Genomic DNA, 15,596 nt, shown 5'->3' with positions numbered 1-15,596 from the left:
TCACTTTAATAGCTCTTTAATTCTTATTTCAATCTCTTCTCTTGGAACAGCACCTATAACTTCATCGACAGGTTCTCCATTTTTAAAGAATAGGACAGTAGGCAAGCTCATAACCCCGTATCTCGCAGCAATATCTTGGCTTTCATCGGAGTTAACTTTTCCGAATCCAACTTCTGGATAATCTTTTGCTAATTCCTCAATTATTGGTGATAGCATTATACATGGGGCACACCACTCCGCCCAAAAATCTATTACTGCCACCTTGTGAGATTTTATAAAATTGTCAAAAGTATTACTATCTAAATGAGCTACTGGCTCTTCTTGGGTTTTTTGATTTTCTTGCATACCTTTATTTGTGTTCATTAACTGTTTAATTTTTTTCTTTAATAGGTCTTCTAGTTCTGGATCATAATCGTTGCTCATAAATAACTAATCTATTTCATAATTTAAAAAGTTTATATTGGAAGAACTAAATCTAAAGTTATGGTCAATATTATTATTGGAGGAGGAATAACTGGAATCTTTAGCGCTATAAAGCTTTCTGATGTATTAATTATAGATGAAAAAGAAAATTTTAAAAATTCTAATGCTAGCTTGTGGTCAGTAATTCCTCCATTATGCGGAAAATATTTTAATGAATGTTTAAAGGGAGAAGATGATTACACAAAGCTAGGAAACGAGTACGGAATATATTATAGGAGAACATTCCTGCTAAGAAAGGCAGAAAAGCCTTTAGGAGGAAAAATTCTGGATATGAAAGAGATCAAAGAAATCGAGCCTTCAATAGATTTAGATTCTGCAGAATACTTTGATAATGCACTTTTTGTGGATGGAGACGAATTCTTGCAAAGAATAGGAAATGAATTTCCCTTTCTTCACGCTAGAGTTTCTAAAATCAATGTAAAAGATAATTCTGTAGAGAGTATCGAAACTACTGCAGGAGTAATAAAAGGAGAAAACTATATTATCACTGCGAGTTATCTTCTTTCAGATATCATAAGCAATTATGTTAAATTAACTCCTTTTAAGGGGCATTTAATAATAGCTGAGCCTTTAAAGAAATTGAAAGGAATAGTAACTATAGGCGATAGAATAGCAGTTCAGGGAAGAAAAATGTACTTAAATGGTGATTCTAAACAATCTAATTCAATGAGTATAGATTTCGAGGAAGTGAAAAAAACTATTTCAACGTTTAATAATTTAATAAATGAAAGTAACTTGGAAGTTAGGGTAGGTTTTAGAAGTGTAAGCGAAAATGGTGAGCCTGTGCTCATTAAGCCTTTTAATAATCTTATAATTGTTGGAGGATATAGATTTGGGTATGCTATGGCTCCTTATCTATCAGAAAAAGTAAAGGAGATGCTAAATGGACATTAGAATTTTAATTTCCAATGTTGACGCTGTAGGAAAGACTATTAAGAGGTTAGGTTATAAATTTGAAGAAATAAACGATGATGTAATAGATTTTAAGTATAATTCAGGGGACGCAATAGTAGTAATATGCAGGCATGAGAGTTCAGCAGGAATTCCGTCATTGACTGTTCATTATCCAGGTAATATAGGTAATAAAGCAATGGGAGGAGAACCCAATAAATTAGGTATAGCGTTTCCAAGGCTTATAACATCTATATATAGAGAGATACTAAAAATTAACGTTAACATAGAAAAGGTTTTTGAGGCTACACATCATGGGCCTACTTATCAAACAGTCCCGATAGTTTTTGCCGAAATAGGTAGTAACGAAGAATTCTGGAATAATGAGGAGTTAACTAAAAATTTAGTAGAAGCTGTTTTAAAGGGTATTGAAAATCTGGAAGAAACTGCTTGCGATAACGTTATCTTAGCTTTTGGTGGACCACATTATGCACGTAATGTGTCAAAATTGGCAGTAAACTCGTGTATATCACATATTATATCTAAACATTATATATCAGACTTAAATTCAAACATTGTACAACAAGCATTCGAAAAAACAATTAACAGAGTTGATACTATATTATTCGATAGCTTAAACCAGAAAACTAGAGAAAAAATACTATCTTTGATTAATAGTAATAATATATCTGTTAAGTCTATTTAATAGCTCCTGTGAAAGTACTGGAGAGCCTATGGAATGTATTCTAAATTTTTTGTCTTCTACTTCTATTGCGGTTATACTTGCATTAGGTAAAGAAATTCCAAAAGCTGAAATATCATCTAATCCTAAAATATGGCCTATAAGTGCTCTTATAGGGTCGTAATGAGAGACTGCAATGACTGCTCCTTCCTCATTACTAACTGAATTTACGAATTCTGTAACTCTCTTTTGCATTGACTCCCAAGGTTCAAGACCTTTGACTTCTATCTGCCCCTTTATTAGTCTTATTTTCCAGTGATCGGATGGATCGAATCTTTTATTATTTAGGTCGCCTAAATATCTTTCCCTTAATCTTTCGTCTATAATTGGTATTTGACCCAGCTCGTTGGCTATTATTGTGGCAGTTTGGTATGCTCTGAGTATAGGGCTAGTAAAGATTTTAGTTATTTTAAGTTTCAACAGCTCTTTTGCAACGTTTTTTGCTTGTAGTTGTCCTTCTTCAGTTAAAGGATAGTTGTTAATATCGTGCGATAGAATCCTATTTTGATTGGAAACGCTGTGGCCATGTCTAATGAATATTACTAAAACCATTTCTATGAACTATTAGCTATTAGACTTTTTTGTTTATCGGTTTAACAACTTTTAAATATTATAATACTTTAACATAATGCGTGGGGCTATTCAATAGGAAGAAAAATAACAATAATGATAGTAAGCAAGTAAGGATTCTATTTACCTCTGATCTTCACGGTTCTGATATAGTTTTTAAAAAGTTCCTTAATGCCGGTAAAATGTACAAGGTTGATGCTTTAATAATAGGAGGAGATTTAGCAGGCAAAGCTCTAATACCTATAATAGAACTAAATGATGGAAACTACGAATCAGACGGAAATAAATTTTCAAAAGACCTATTAGCTCAGAAAATCTCAGAGATTAGAAATCAGGGCAATTACTATGTTATCGTAAGTAAAGAGGAATTTGAGGAAATGAAACATGATAAAAGGAAGGTCGATGAAGCTTTTAAAACAGCTATGACGGATGTTGTACGAAATTGGATAAAGATTGCAGAAGAGAGGTATAAAGACCTTAATATTCCAATTTACGTTAATCTAGGTAATGATGATCCAGAATACTTATTCGACGTATTAAGCGAGAGCGACATAATGATGAAAACAGAAGGAAAAGTTGTTAGTATAGATAAATACGAGATGATATCTTATGGTTATGTTAATCCTACTCCTTGGCATACACCAAGAGAAATGCCAGAAGAGAAGCTATACGAAGCATTAAAGAATGAAGTAGGAAAATTATCTAATATATCTAATGCGATATTCAATTTTCACGCTCCACCTTACGGTAGTAATCTAGATAATGCGCCATTACTTGATGAAAATCTTAAGCCTATAGTTAAAGGCGGAGAAATAGTCTTTACTCATGTAGGCTCACAAGCGGTGAGAAAAATAATTGAAGAAACGCAACCATTATTAGGTCTTCACGGTCATATTCATGAATCTAGAGGATTTGATAAAATAGGTCGTACAGTAGTATTAAATCCTGGAAGTGAATACGGTGAAGGCTTACTTCATGCGGCTTTAGTTGTCCTAGAAGGAGGAAAAGTTAAGGCCTATCAGTTCATAATCGGATAAAAAAGTTTTTAGTCTTAAACTTTTTGAATTCATTTATGGTAGCAAAAGTTTCTCAAATAGCTTCAACAAAACTTTATGTAGTAAGGCCAGATGTTAAGATAGCAGATGCTGCAAAGGAAATGAAAGATTTTAATTTAGGATCATTAGTAGTCATAGATGCTCAAAATAAAGTAGTAGGAATCATAACAGAGAGAGACCTTGTTAAAGCAGTAGCCAATAGAGATATTGATAGCCCAGTAGAAAAATACATGACTAAAGACGTGAAAGGAGTAACTGAAGACACGTCAGTCACTGATGCGTTAGATGTAATGTTAAATAACGGATTTAGGCATTTACCTATAATTAAGAGCGATGGAAAATTTTATGGAATAGTTTCCATACGTGATTTAGCCAAGGCATTATTAGATGTTCATACAATGCAGTTTGGAAAACCTGCTGAAGAAGTTAAAGGAACTGGAGTTATTTGTCCAGTATGTGGTATGGAAATCGATGAATATGGATATTGTGGCTGTGGGACAGGGTCTGGCTAAATTTTTTAAAGAGGTTTTAGCTGTTTTCTATGTATGATAATATTTTATGCAGTAGGTGAAAAAGATAGAGCAAAAGAATTAGTAAGAATAATCACAAAAACTAGATGGAAGACTATTTCAAAACATGCAATAAAAATTTCTAGTTCATCTATAGGTCCTTCAATAGTAATATTTAAGCCAACATTAGCCGGTTTAGCAGTAGCTTTATGGTTGAAATCTAGGGCAGAAGAGCTAGGTATGACAACTTCTGTAGGATGGTTTACTCCAATTACCAGTATTCCACCTCAAGTAGAAGATGCAATAAAAACAGATTTAAATAAAATCCTTATGAGGAGACTAGAGGTTCCGTGGTCTCCTTAAGTAATTCTATATTTTCATCGCTCTTAGTTATTATCACATAGTCTGTTATACTGTTAAGGTATTTTACTATTTTATCAAATCTTTTCTGATCGAATGTCATAAATGATTCATCTACTATGAAGAACGGTGTCTTAAAGTACGACTTTAGTGCAGTAAGTACTAAAATCAATGCTAATGTAGTCCTTTCTGAGGACGATAACTTTCTTAATTCCAGTGTCGTATCACTCTTTTTAACTATTAACCTATAATTGTCATCAATTTCAGCTCTTAGATCAAACTCTAATTCCTTTAGCAAATAGTTGGCAATTTTAACAAATTCTTCTCTAGCCATTGTTAATCTATTTATATATTCCTTTTCTAGGTCATTTACCATCGTTTGTACTTCTTGTAATTCCTTTTGTTTTTCGCTTATCTTATTCAATATTGTTGAAGGTACTCCGTTGACTGCCAATTCATACTCGTATTCGTCCTTTTTCTTCTTTAACTCTTCTATTCTCTTATTTATAGAGTCATTTATATCGTAAACTCTATATATTTCAGTGTTTCTATTGAACCTTTCTTCCATTTCTCTCCTTTGTCTTTCTAAGTCGTCTATAGTTGACTTAACGCTTTCTATTCTATTTTCAAGTTCAGTTCTTGACATCTTTAATCTTGAAATATCAGAATTTATTTGATCTAAATCCTTCAATTTTTTCTCAATCTCGGACTTCTTGTTTAATAGATCATCAGCCTCTTTCTTTATTCCGGCATATAGTGAATTCTTCTCTTGTAATTCTTTAGAAATCACATCAATTCTAACTTTCCATATGGAAGGATCTACATGACTTCCGCAAACATAACATGTGTTTAAATGTTGTTTTTCTGATTCTCTTACTTGGTCTAATACTTTTTCAAGTAATTTTATTTCTATTTCAGCTTCATTTCTTAGAGATGTAGCTTTCTGTAGTTGAGTATTTATTTCCTGTAATTGTTTTTCATAAGCTTGTCTAATCTCAGTAGAGGTAAAGCTCTCCTTATTCTTAATTTCTTGGTCTAATCTAGATATTTTATTCTGTAGATCTTCTAGCTCTCTCTTCTTAACTTCAATCTTTTCCTTTATGTCGCGTAGCTTATTCTCGTTAGTTATATTAATTGTTTGAGACGTCTTATTAAGTACTTTATCGCTTTCCTTCTCTTTTTCCAATCTACCTATTTCATCCTCAATTTGCTTTATTTTTGTTTGCAATTCCATTGCTTCTTTATGCTTTTTGTTTAAATCATCAATTTCTACTTGCAAATTATGTAATTTAGTCTCCATTTCTTCTTTTTTGGATTTTATTTCATTAATTTTAGAAGTTGCAGAAATAAACCATTCAACATTTTCTTCTCCAGTCATAACTTGGTTCAGTAATTTATTCTCAGGAGAGAAGTAAGATAATAGGAGAGCTCTATCATCATCTAGTAACAATTTAGAGTTCTCCATTATCCTATTCTTAACCCTTTTTATTCTTCTATAGTATGTTCTTCCGTCTAGATCTAGTTCTACATAACCGGAGTTTGCAAAGACATTAAGCAAATCATCTGGTTTAATTGCTGAAGTTAATAACGAAACTAAAGCCTTTGCTAGCGATGTTTTACCATAGGCATTTGGCGCTTTATATATATTTACTCCTTTTATTAATTCTACTTCTAAAGGGCTAACAATACCACCGATATTATATACTCTTACCTTCATCTAGACATAATTTAATTTAGCATTAAAAAATCTTTTCACTAAATGTATGAATGATTTTTTTCGTATGACTAAAAAATATTATATTTTAACTTCTTAAGCTTTTTATATTATATCTCGGACATTCTAGTATGCCAAGATATGTTATAATCGATTCGGATACGGCAAGCGATGATACGATAGCGATATTATTAGCTTCTAAATTCTTTAGGCTTCTAGGTATAACTATAGTCGCTGGCAATGTTAAATTCGAAAATGAAATTAGAAATGCACTATTTACAGTAGAATATTTTAATTTAAGCGTTCCAGTTTTTGTTGGTTCAAAAAGACCAATTATGGGTAAATGGAGAACTGTGGAAGAAGTTCACGGAAGTAACGGTATAGGAGACTGGAAAATTCCAGAACCTAAAATATCTCCTGAAAAAGAACATGCTGTAGATGCAATTATTAGACTTTCTAAAGAATATGAAGGTGAGTTAGAAATACTTGCGGTCTCACCTTTAACAAATTTAGCGTTAGCTTATTTGAAAGATCCAGATATTGTAAAAAGAATTAAAAAAATTTGGATAATGGGTGGGGCGTTTACACGAGGTAATACTACGCAAATTGCCGAATTTAATTTTTGGGTAGATCCTGAGGCTGCAGAAATAATACTCAATGCAGGATTTGACATAACTATAATTCCTTGGGAAACTACAGAAGAGACAGCAGAAATAACAGATGACGAATGGAAGAAAATAGGATCAATTAATACGAAAGCGTCCACGTTTTTCATCAATGTTAATAGGACGTTAAGAGAATACTCGAAGAAATATGAAGGTAGAGGAAGTATTCATACTGATTCACTTACTGTAACTATAGCTTATGATAATTCTCTAATTCTTCAGCAGGAGGAATTTAATGTGAATGTAGAGACGTGCTCTATTGCAAGAGGAGCAATGTTAGTAGACTGGTATGGAATGACCAAAATTAAAAATGGTAAAATAGTTTTAAAGGCGGACAAGCGCAAATTCATTAATTATTTATTTTCTATCTTAGAGCAATCAGCATAAGCTACTACGCTTAAATTAATCACATTAATTCCTTTATTTTTGAGCTGTTGAATTATCTCTTCAAGGTTTATATCAACGTCTATTATTGCATTCTTATCTTCGCATATTACATTTACGTGAGGATTTCTCCTCATTTCATACCAAGTTATCCCATTAGCTTCGAAAGAGTTTATAATACCTGCAGTTTCTAGAGCTTCTAAGGCATTATATACAGTAGATAAACTAATGCTTGGCTCATTTTTCTTAAGTTCTTCAAATATCTGTTCTCCGCTATAATGCCCACCTTTACTTAGCAATTTAAGTACTGCAAGTCTTTGGGGAGTTACTTTCAATCCCTTTTTCCTTAATATCTCGACTGGATCTATTTCCATGATGTAACTACTATCATTTTGAAGTAATTAAAATTTATCCATCTTCAACATTTTTAAGATATAAAATCTAATGAATAATATGAAATATCTTGTAGATATAAGTGTGGAACCCATAGGTACAAATTCCACTAGCCTATCAAGGTTTGTAAAGATAGTATATGAAGTACTTAAAGCCAAAGGAATAAAATTCTATCCTGCACCTTCAATGACTACTCTTGAAATAGATGATATAACGCAACTAGGTTATATTATAAAGGACATTGATGACGCTTTATCTAAAGAAGGAGTAAAAAGAATCGTTACAATGATGAAAATAGATGATAGAAGAGATAAGGAAAATTCAATTGAACATAAATTAGAAGTAATTAAAACGTAGAAGTATACATTTTTATTTCGTAGAAATATTTTCTAACTCTATCGTCTAATAGTGCTCTCGTAACATCTGTAGTAGTTATTACGCCTGCTAATTTATCTCCCTTTACTACAGGTATTCCTTTAATCTTTCTTGAAGCCATTAATTTTGCTGCGCTCGCTAAATCCTCCTCTGCGTCTACAACAATTATATTTGGGCTCATTACTTCGCTAACGTTAATCTTGCAATCCTTATACTTTATAACTGGCGTCATGTAAAGCAAATCTGTGGTAGTTAATTGACCTTCTACTTTATCTTCGTCAACTACTATTAGCCTGCTAACGTCTTTCTCAACTAAAGTTTTGACCGCATTTATTAGCGAGTCTGACCTGGAAATTGTTATTGCAGGAGAAGTCATGTACTCTTCAGTCTTCTGCAATCCTTTTATTTGTGAAGCGTAGTACTGTGTAAGGTCAGACTTAATTATCATTCCTAAAGCCTTTCCGTCATCGCTACAAACTACTAAAAGTGGTTGTTTTTTATCTATCATAATTTCTGCCGCTTCAAGTGGATCTATACTCTCATTAACGCATACCATATCTTTTCTCATTACTTCGGAAACATAGACTTTATCAAAACTTATTTCTTCACCTTTTTCATATACAAATTTTATAATATCTTTTTGCGTTAATTCTCCTAAAGGAAAGCCTTTCTCGTCAGTAACTATTGCTTTAGGGACGTATTCCATTATCATTATTTTAGTAGCATATAACAATGTATCATAGGGCCTGAGAATTATTGATGATCTAATAATTCCCATATATTAACACTCTATTTCCATCTTAAAAAATCATTGAGATTAATAAGTTTAGCCTACTATATTAACTTATGGAAAATTTTAGAGAGCTAATTATTGATGCGGCACTTTCTAAACGAATTAGAAACTTTAAAGACGTAGAAAACGAAGGCATAAGAAAGAGGAACATATGCTCATATTTTAATGGCAAAATTTGCAGAATAAGATTTGAGGAAAGTGTAGTAAGCTCCTGGCTTTCTCAGGAAGGCATAACCCCTCATCCAGTTTTATGTTATATATGTCCATATTTCTCGATTAAACAAGAAGAAGAAAATGTTAAATCAAATCTCTTTGATATATACGCGTACTATGCTAAACTTAAGGAAAGTATTGAAAAAGAATTACAATTTATAGAATCAAGAGTTAGTAATATAGCATACTCTTCAATATCCCTCAAAAGGAGAAGGGAAGAGTTGATATATCTTTTAGATGATGTAAATGAAAAAATAAAGATAACAGCGGAACTTATTAAGCTTTCAGAGTACTCTTAATTTATGGAAATTTTTAATGATCCACAAGGGTATTTACAATGGTATAAAAGAAATGAAATGATTTATGAAAGTGAATTAAGAGCAGTAAAGAAGCTTAATCTTTCAAACTGTTTAGATATTGGTGCAGGTCCTTCAATATTTCATGAAGCAATGAAAGGTAAAATAATCTCATTAGATATTTCTGACGCAATGTTAAAGTTAACTAATTCCAGTGAATATAAAATTCAGGCAGATGCCTTACATTTGCCCTTAAGGGATAAGGCTGTAGAGTGTACTTTCATTTCAGTTACTATCTGTTTTATAAGTGATGTTGAAAAAATGTTGCAAGAAATTCATAGGGTTACGAAAAAAGAATTCTCAGTATGCATAGTTCCTTCAGATTCCAGTTGGGGATCATATTATACCGAACTAGGTAAAAAAGGTCATAAATATTATTCTAAGGCACATTTCATTTCAAAAAGTGAGCTTTTATCGTTAATTCAAAAATATTTTGAGATAAAAGATACAATATCTACATTAACATATTCTCCCTTTGACGAACCTAGAGTAGAGGATCCGAGAGAAGGTATAGAAGGTTCATACATATGTGTAAAGGCAATACCTAAAACTTAGGGAATCCCTTAGGAAGGTATAAATAAATGATAAATAAGAGTTATCTTGATGAGATCAGTAGTAGGCTTCTGGGTGGTTTTTGCACTTTTAGTATCTTTCTCAATAATCGCTAGAAGTGCAGTTCTTATCTCTGAAGCGATACATGTATTTTTAGATGCATTAATAGTTTCTCTTTCACTTTATTTTCTGAGAATTGTAAACAAGTTTAATTCCTACTATACTTATGGTCTTCATAGATTAGAAGTCATTTCATCTTTACTTAATTTAAGCGTAATAATTCTGGGTTCTATTGTTGGTGTACTAATTTCTACAGTTTACCTCATATTTGGTATTAAAGATAATCCTATTTACGTAATATTGGCTTCATTAATTTCTGTTATAATTCTCTCTTTTTCTCAAGAGCATGAAGAAAATAGTGTAAAAAGGAGCATAAATATTCACGTTATATCGGATGTTCTAAACTATATTCTAGGTGCGTTAGCTGGATTTTTAATTATATTAACTGGGTATTATCAACTCGATCCTATATTCTCTTTTATAATTCTGGGAATTATGATAGCCTATAACTTTAGGTATTTTCATACATATCTGGATATTATTATGGAAAAATCCCCTATAGATACAAAGCGTATTGAAGAAGACTTGAAAACTGTATTTCCTAAAGTTCATCATATTCATGTTTGGATAATTTGTGATCATTATAAAGTAGCAACTCTACACATAGAAGAGGATCCTAATACTACACTAAAAGAGCTTGATAATAAAAGAGAAGTTGCACAGAAAATACTTTCCGAAAAATATGGTATTAACCATGTTACAGTACAGTTTGAATCTAAAAGAATTGATTAGGCCACCAACTATTTCCTCTGATGTGGTTAAGCCCAAGAATACTGAGAATCCTTTGTCTATCCTCCTTATTAACTTTAACATCGTAGTGAACTTTTAACAATGGATAAGGATATCCTTTAATTGAGACTGAGTGCAAGTTGTTTATTATTTTCTTAATTTCTTCTTCTTCAATTCTTCCAGTTAAATCTACTTTAAGGACTCTTTGCCCTTTTTCTAATCTAACATAGAAGGAAGTTATTTCAGTTCCCTCTAGACTTTTAACTTCTTTGTTGTTAACTAAATTTTTCCTATCTATTGTATGAACAAATGGTAAAGTGAAGCCTGGATTTTCTGTTAAACTTTCAATTACCGCTATATCGGATAAACTTTCTCCGAATAAGTCTCTTCCTCTGCTATTTTTTGAAACCCATAGAACTTTTCCATCATAATTTTGTATTAGCCTGCATATTAGTATTTGAGACTTTAAGATTAATCTTCTAAAAGATCTTTCCTCATTATCACAATTTATTATTTCATCCAAATCCTTTTCCTCTTCTTCAATATCCTTTCCATTACCTAGTTTTTTCTTTAAACTTCCGTCCATTAAGACGTATTCAGCCTTATTCCCATTCCTTAAAGCTAAAGAGAGCTCTAGTACGCTCATTATTTCAGAAACTCTCTCCTTAGCTAGATTTCCAGGCCTAAAAACTCCCATCTTTATTTCATTATCTAGTGGGCTAACGTTAACTCCTTCTCCATATACTGCTTCAGCATTAGCGAGGAATACCGTACCTACTCTTAGTTCTTTTACAAATTCTCCGCCATCAATAGCAATGAAACTACTCTTCACAGGTTCAGGTTCATAGTTTATCCATATTTTCTTTAAATGCTCTTTAACGGAATCGTTAATTGAACTACTGTAGAACCTTATTTTTTCCAGGATTTTCGAGTAATTATTCGTAAATTCCTCATAGGCTTTTTCAATCAATAATAGTCACCTTGACTTATTACACTTCTATCTCCTTTCTTAGTTACTGAAATGATATAATCTGAGATTTCCTTAATTTCCTCATCGTGAGTAACTATAATTATTTGTGGGATTATATTCATAGAATATCTAATAACATTTAGTAGTTCTCTCTTTCTTTCCTCATCTAAATGAATTGTAGGTTCGTCCATTATCATGAAGCCTGTTTCATCCATTAAGGACTTTGCAATTGCTATCCTTAAAGCTAGCGCAATAGATATCCTTTCTCCGCCACTTAATGATTCAATATCTAGATCATCCCCTGCAGTATTATAAGCTTTAATTGTAACCTTACCTTTTTGCGTCCTGCCACCTATATCAAAATTAATAGCAACTCTTGAGAACGACAGATTAAACATATTTAATACATCATTTAGATTATTTTCTATTCTAGATTTAAATATTGACATAATGTAATTCTGCAGTCTACTTCCGCTAAGTATTGTCCTTAATTTTTCAATTTTATTTAGAGCTGTTTGTAATTTAGGAATTTTATCTAGATCTTCCTTTATCTTCTTAATTTCCTCGTTTAGTGTCTCCAGCAATTTACTGTTAGCGTTTATTTTGCCTTCAATATTCGATATTTCTTTTTCTATGTTTATTAGTTCATTATTAAGTTTATCAATTTCTCTGCTTAACGCATTAAACTCGTCCTCATTAAAATTAATTTGTGTAATTCTTTCCTTTATTTCGCTTATATTCATTTTAATTTTATCTAGTTCATTCTTCTCATTTTCAATCCTTATGAACTCCATTTTTATTTTTTCTAACAATTCTTTATTTTTCTTATATTCTTTCAATTTTTTCTCAAATTCTCTTTCATCATTTATTTTTTCTAACAATTCTTTAATCTTATTTTGCGTCTCATTTAGGTTTAAGGAAATGGAGTTTAGTCTATTCTTTTTATCGTCCAGAGTTTTTTCATCATAATTTGCTACTTTTAGATATTCTTTATATTTAGGCTCTAATGAGGTTATCTTTCCTTTAATTTCTAAATATTCTCTGGAAGAATTTTCTAGGTCATTAAGCTTGTTTTGAATATCTTGCAATTCTTGAGATATTTTGTCCAAATCTTCATTTAATTTCTTTAATTTTGTAAGCTTAGATACTGTATCTACTCTTAAGTTACTGAGTTCTTTTTTCTTAGATTTAAGCTTTCCAAGATTCTTCTCAATCTTCTCAAGATCACTATCAATTTCCTTAATTTCAGACTCTCCTTCTGTCTTAATTTTTTCCTTATGCTCTTCTGTAAGTTCTCTGCCACAAACAGGACAAGCATTGTCTTTAACGCTTTCCAAATTCCTCAAAATCTGAATTAATTGGTCTCTCCTACCTTCCTTTGTACCTTTTAAATTTTGTAAGTTATCAATTTCTTTTTCCAAATTATCAATCTGCTTATTTATTTCATCCAAAGAAGGCGGATTACCTATCAACTCTATATCTTTTTCCAATTTCTCTTTTCTTTTTAATTTGTCACTAAGTAAAGATCTTAAAGAAATATATTCGTTATAATCATTTTCTAACTCCTTTTTCTTTTCTGATAACTTTTCGTATTCTTCTGCAGCATCCTTTAAACTATTCTTTTTAGCTAAATTTTGTTCGTAATCTCTTATTTCCTCCTTAAGAATGTTTATCTGATCTAGCAAATTCTTTTCGGATTTCTTTAACTCATGTAACTCATTCAGTAAGGTTTCTCCTCCTTCAAGATACGCACTATTCTCTATTGCCTTTTCTAATCTTTCTTTTTCATTCTTTATTTCATCATATCGTAATAAATCTCTTTCTATTAATTTTTCTCTTTCGATAAGAGAGGAAAGGCTGCCCTCTAATCCTAGATATTCATCCCTCTTTTTCTTCATTTCCTCAAATTTAGTAGATTTTTCTTCTATTTCCTTCTCTCTTTCAACTTTTATACCGTCAAGTTCCTCTAGCTTCTTCTTACTTTCTTCTATTTCTTTCTCTAAGTTTTCCTTTTCTTTTATCTTATTTTCATATTCATTTTTTCTATTATCTAAGTATTTTAAGTCGCTCTCGATATCCTTCTGTACAGCGTAGAGAGGTCCTGTAGAGGAAGTCAGTTTTTCTAAGTTTTCCACTTTTAGTATTTTTTTAAGAACATCTGGTAATTCTTTGAATATATTTTCAATTTCTCCTTGCCTTATTATTACTGTAGAAAGTAAAATATCCTTATCTAGCTTCAGTATCTCTTGGATTTTTTTATCTACTTCTTTTCTACCTCTCGCAATACCTACATCATTTTTTGCAACAAAATCGTTAGAACTACTTGAAATATCTCTCTTTATCAAGTATGTTATGTTTCCATCTCTAATTTCGGTTTGAACTATCCCTGTTGATTTACCTTTTTTAATTAAATTTTTTATATTTCCTCTAGAACTCTCTGAAAATAATGAAAATACAATACCGTCTATTATTGATGTTTTGCCCGCTCCATTTTGACCTACTATAGTGTTTATATTTCCTTTAAAGCTTATTTCAGAATTATCATGACTTAAGAAATTTTGTAAGATGACTTTTTCTATTCTCATTATTCTACACCTGCAAATTTTTTAATAATATTGTGAACATCTTCCGAATCATAATTATTAATTATTTCTAAAATGATTTTAGATTCCTCTTCTGAATAACCCAAATTTTTAAGGTATGCGGTAATTATCTGAGAAATAGTACTATCTTTAGGTAGTTCTATAGTATTCTTTTCTTCTCCATAAGTTGTATTATCTTTAGCTATTCTGTAGAATTCTGTTACGTTTTCTAAAACTGAGAGCTTTTTGAATAGTAAACTTTTACTCACGGCTTCTCCTTCTAGTATAAAATGTAGTATAGGCTTCTTTTTACAATTTGAAAAAGACTTTATTATATTATTAATTTCCTCATCTAGATTTTTCGTATTTATAGTAATAATTTTTTGTAATCTTATATCTGTATTAATTTTCTGAATTTCAACATCTTTCTTTGAGAGATCTATTAAGTATCCTCCCTTGCCATCTTTTTCCCATGATTCTATCTCGTCATCTCTAATAATGTCAGGAGATCCGGCAATGCCTAATTTGCCTTCCCCTAGGTTTTCTATAGACCTAGAGTGGAAATGTCCAAAAGCATAGTAATTAAATCCTTTAGGTAGATCACCCTCTTCTAACTGCCATGATCCTTCATAAGGTAGTTTACTTTTAAGGCCTTGGTGAAGCATTAATATGTTTCTATCCCCTTCAGGTTTTATGGAAGATAACTTCTTAAGTAAAGTTTCTCTGGACACTGTTGGTATATGCTTTATTCCGTAAATTCTCAACTTTATATTATCTTTATTAATTTCGTAACCATTCTCATCTCCAGTTAAGAAAGTTAGTAAAGATAATGATTCTGCCAAAATTCTTTGAGGATATATTGCTCCTCTTCTCTTTGGAGTATCGTGATCTCCTGCAATGCCAATAAAGAGTATTTTACCTTGAATTTTTTTCAAATTATCTATAGCTGTCTTCATTGCTGTCATGGGAGGATGATAAGTATCAAATAGATCTCCAGTATGAACTATAGCATCTACATGTTCCTTGAGTGCAAAATCTATAAGTTGTGAAAAGGTTTCATATATATCCTCTTCTCTGGAGTCTAGGTTATATTTTCTTGCGCCCAAGTGAGTATCCGAAATGTGTAGAATTTGCATGTCT

The 15,596-nt window shown here is 31.4% G+C and carries 18 protein-coding genes; 10 read left to right on the top strand and 8 right to left on the bottom strand.

Features of this window, described 5'->3' with window-relative positions; all coding sequences use genetic code 11:
* Positions 1 to 423 (bottom strand): thioredoxin, encoded by a 423-nt coding sequence (trxA, locus tag HS5_RS05965; RefSeq protein WP_236753253.1) that lies wholly within the window; start codon positions 421 to 423, stop codon positions 1 to 3.
* Positions 424 to 483: 60 nt separating this feature from the next.
* Here trxA and HS5_RS05960 point away from each other — a divergent pair, with 60 nt between their 5' ends.
* On the top strand, positions 484 to 1,377 hold the full coding sequence (locus HS5_RS05960; protein WP_236753252.1) for an FAD-dependent oxidoreductase: 894 nt from the start codon (positions 484 to 486) through the stop codon (positions 1,375 to 1,377).
* Positions 1,367 to 2,080: a D-aminoacyl-tRNA deacylase gene (locus tag HS5_RS05955; protein WP_236753251.1), complete on the top strand. Its 714-nt coding sequence runs from the start codon at positions 1,367 to 1,369 to the stop codon at positions 2,078 to 2,080. Before HS5_RS05960 ends, HS5_RS05955 begins: the two co-directional genes overlap by 11 nt.
* On the opposite strand, the gene HS5_RS05950 is transcribed toward HS5_RS05955, so the two are convergent.
* The gene (locus HS5_RS05950; RefSeq protein WP_236753250.1) at positions 2,036 to 2,668 is read right to left on the bottom strand and encodes a 2,3-diphosphoglycerate-dependent phosphoglycerate mutase; all 633 of its coding nucleotides are present in this window, start codon (positions 2,666 to 2,668) and stop codon (positions 2,036 to 2,038) included. The two genes, HS5_RS05955 and HS5_RS05950, sit on opposite strands and share 45 nt — an antisense overlap.
* An 80-nt stretch (positions 2,669 to 2,748) precedes the next feature.
* Here HS5_RS05950 and HS5_RS05945 point away from each other — a divergent pair, with 80 nt between their 5' ends.
* Genes HS5_RS05945 through HS5_RS05935 form a run of 3 tightly spaced genes read left to right on the top strand, consistent with a single transcriptional unit; the run spans position 2,749 to position 4,613 of the window.
* Positions 2,749 to 3,723 carry a hypothetical protein gene (locus HS5_RS05945; RefSeq protein WP_236753249.1) on the top strand — a complete coding sequence of 325 codons (975 nt, stop codon included), beginning with the start codon at positions 2,749 to 2,751 and terminating at the stop codon, positions 3,721 to 3,723.
* Positions 3,724 to 3,758: 35 nt separating this feature from the next.
* Positions 3,759 to 4,253 (top strand): CBS domain-containing protein, encoded by a 495-nt coding sequence (locus HS5_RS05940; RefSeq protein ID WP_236753248.1) that lies wholly within the window; start codon positions 3,759 to 3,761, stop codon positions 4,251 to 4,253.
* Positions 4,254 to 4,286: 33 nt separating this feature from the next.
* Complete coding sequence (locus HS5_RS05935; RefSeq protein WP_236753247.1) at positions 4,287 to 4,613, top strand: hypothetical protein; 327 nt, start codon at positions 4,287 to 4,289, stop codon at positions 4,611 to 4,613.
* Here HS5_RS05935 and HS5_RS05930 read toward each other — a convergent pair.
* Positions 4,579 to 6,327 (bottom strand): archaea-specific SMC-related protein, encoded by a 1,749-nt coding sequence (locus HS5_RS05930; RefSeq protein WP_236753246.1) that lies wholly within the window; start codon positions 6,325 to 6,327, stop codon positions 4,579 to 4,581. The genes HS5_RS05935 and HS5_RS05930 overlap by 35 nt on opposite strands.
* A 128-nt stretch (positions 6,328 to 6,455) precedes the next feature.
* Here HS5_RS05930 and HS5_RS05925 point away from each other — a divergent pair, with 128 nt between their 5' ends.
* Positions 6,456 to 7,376, top strand: a complete 921-nt coding sequence (locus tag HS5_RS05925) for a nucleoside hydrolase (protein WP_236753245.1) — start codon at positions 6,456 to 6,458, stop codon at positions 7,374 to 7,376.
* Here the strand turns inward: HS5_RS05925 and HS5_RS05920 are convergent.
* Positions 7,343 to 7,747: a Fur family transcriptional regulator gene (locus HS5_RS05920; protein ID WP_236753244.1), complete on the bottom strand. Its 405-nt coding sequence runs from the start codon at positions 7,745 to 7,747 to the stop codon at positions 7,343 to 7,345. The genes HS5_RS05925 and HS5_RS05920 overlap by 34 nt on opposite strands.
* 79 nt (positions 7,748 to 7,826) lie before the next feature.
* On the opposite strand from HS5_RS05920, the gene HS5_RS05915 reads away from it, so the two are divergent.
* On the top strand, positions 7,827 to 8,123 hold the full coding sequence (locus HS5_RS05915) for an MTH1187 family thiamine-binding protein (protein WP_236753243.1): 297 nt from the start codon (positions 7,827 to 7,829) through the stop codon (positions 8,121 to 8,123).
* On the opposite strand, the gene HS5_RS05910 is transcribed toward HS5_RS05915, so the two are convergent.
* The gene (locus HS5_RS05910) at positions 8,113 to 8,919 is read right to left on the bottom strand and encodes a CBS domain-containing protein (RefSeq protein ID WP_236753242.1); all 807 of its coding nucleotides are present in this window, start codon (positions 8,917 to 8,919) and stop codon (positions 8,113 to 8,115) included. The genes HS5_RS05915 and HS5_RS05910 overlap by 11 nt on opposite strands.
* 68 nt (positions 8,920 to 8,987) lie before the next feature.
* Between HS5_RS05910 and HS5_RS05905 the strand changes: the two genes are divergently transcribed.
* Genes HS5_RS05905 through HS5_RS05895 form a run of 3 tightly spaced genes read left to right on the top strand, consistent with a single transcriptional unit; the run spans position 8,988 to position 10,907 of the window.
* Positions 8,988 to 9,446: a hypothetical protein gene (locus HS5_RS05905; RefSeq protein ID WP_236753241.1), complete on the top strand. Its 459-nt coding sequence runs from the start codon at positions 8,988 to 8,990 to the stop codon at positions 9,444 to 9,446.
* A gap of 3 nt (positions 9,447 to 9,449) precedes the next feature.
* Positions 9,450 to 10,058, top strand: a complete 609-nt coding sequence (locus tag HS5_RS05900) for a class I SAM-dependent methyltransferase (RefSeq protein WP_236753240.1) — start codon at positions 9,450 to 9,452, stop codon at positions 10,056 to 10,058.
* Between the two features lie 48 nt (positions 10,059 to 10,106).
* Positions 10,107 to 10,907, top strand: coding sequence for a cation diffusion facilitator family transporter (locus HS5_RS05895; protein ID WP_236753239.1), 801 nt, complete (start codon positions 10,107 to 10,109; stop codon positions 10,905 to 10,907).
* Here HS5_RS05895 and nurA read toward each other — a convergent pair.
* From nurA to mre11, 3 genes are read right to left on the bottom strand one after another with little or no spacing between them, the layout of a single operon-like run.
* Positions 10,891 to 11,874: a DNA double-strand break repair nuclease NurA gene (nurA, locus tag HS5_RS05890; RefSeq protein ID WP_236753238.1), complete on the bottom strand. Its 984-nt coding sequence runs from the start codon at positions 11,872 to 11,874 to the stop codon at positions 10,891 to 10,893. The genes HS5_RS05895 and nurA overlap by 17 nt on opposite strands.
* The gene (gene rad50 / locus HS5_RS05885) at positions 11,871 to 14,459 is read right to left on the bottom strand and encodes a DNA double-strand break repair ATPase Rad50 (protein ID WP_236753237.1); all 2,589 of its coding nucleotides are present in this window, start codon (positions 14,457 to 14,459) and stop codon (positions 11,871 to 11,873) included. Before rad50 ends, nurA begins: the two co-directional genes overlap by 4 nt.
* Positions 14,459 to 15,592, bottom strand: coding sequence for a DNA double-strand break repair protein Mre11 (gene mre11, locus HS5_RS05880; protein WP_236753236.1), 1,134 nt, complete (start codon positions 15,590 to 15,592; stop codon positions 14,459 to 14,461). The genes rad50 and mre11 overlap by 1 nt, the downstream gene beginning before the upstream one ends.
* Between the last annotated feature and the right edge of the window lie 4 nt (positions 15,593 to 15,596).

Origin of the sequence: Acidianus sp. HS-5, from assembly GCF_021655615.1 — an archaeon.
Lineage (GTDB): Archaea > Thermoproteota > Thermoprotei_A > Sulfolobales > Sulfolobaceae > Acidianus.
Note: the sequence above shows the minus strand (reverse complement) of the source record. Positions and strands in the feature narration are given on the sequence as shown.

What these genes read in the sequence shown, in the direction of transcription:
- HS5_RS05910 (WP_236753242.1), bottom strand. Translation starts at nt 8,919, where the DNA reads ATGGGAATTATTAGATCATCAATAATTCTCAGGCCCTATGATACATTG.
- HS5_RS05960 (WP_236753252.1), top strand. Translation starts at nt 484, where the DNA reads ATGGTCAATATTATTATTGGAGGAGGAATAACTGGAATCTTTAGCGCT.
- HS5_RS05925 (WP_236753245.1), top strand. Translation starts at nt 6,456, where the DNA reads ATGCCAAGATATGTTATAATCGATTCGGATACGGCAAGCGATGATACG.
- HS5_RS05895 (WP_236753239.1), top strand. Translation starts at nt 10,107, where the DNA reads ATGAGATCAGTAGTAGGCTTCTGGGTGGTTTTTGCACTTTTAGTATCT.
- mre11 (WP_236753236.1), bottom strand. Translation starts at nt 15,592, where the DNA reads ATGCAAATTCTACACATTTCGGATACTCACTTGGGCGCAAGAAAATAT.
- HS5_RS05940 (WP_236753248.1), top strand. Translation starts at nt 3,759, where the DNA reads ATGGTAGCAAAAGTTTCTCAAATAGCTTCAACAAAACTTTATGTAGTA.
- HS5_RS05915 (WP_236753243.1), top strand. Translation starts at nt 7,827, where the DNA reads ATGAAATATCTTGTAGATATAAGTGTGGAACCCATAGGTACAAATTCC.
- rad50 (WP_236753237.1), bottom strand. Translation starts at nt 14,459, where the DNA reads ATGAGAATAGAAAAAGTCATCTTACAAAATTTCTTAAGTCATGATAAT.
- HS5_RS05905 (WP_236753241.1), top strand. Translation starts at nt 8,988, where the DNA reads ATGGAAAATTTTAGAGAGCTAATTATTGATGCGGCACTTTCTAAACGA.
- HS5_RS05900 (WP_236753240.1), top strand. Translation starts at nt 9,450, where the DNA reads ATGGAAATTTTTAATGATCCACAAGGGTATTTACAATGGTATAAAAGA.
- HS5_RS05935 (WP_236753247.1), top strand. Translation starts at nt 4,287, where the DNA reads ATGATAATATTTTATGCAGTAGGTGAAAAAGATAGAGCAAAAGAATTA.
- HS5_RS05955 (WP_236753251.1), top strand. Translation starts at nt 1,367, where the DNA reads ATGGACATTAGAATTTTAATTTCCAATGTTGACGCTGTAGGAAAGACT.
- HS5_RS05920 (WP_236753244.1), bottom strand. Translation starts at nt 7,747, where the DNA reads ATGGAAATAGATCCAGTCGAGATATTAAGGAAAAAGGGATTGAAAGTA.
- HS5_RS05930 (WP_236753246.1), bottom strand. Translation starts at nt 6,327, where the DNA reads ATGAAGGTAAGAGTATATAATATCGGTGGTATTGTTAGCCCTTTAGAA.
- trxA (WP_236753253.1), bottom strand. Translation starts at nt 423, where the DNA reads ATGAGCAACGATTATGATCCAGAACTAGAAGACCTATTAAAGAAAAAA.
- HS5_RS05950 (WP_236753250.1), bottom strand. Translation starts at nt 2,668, where the DNA reads ATGGTTTTAGTAATATTCATTAGACATGGCCACAGCGTTTCCAATCAA.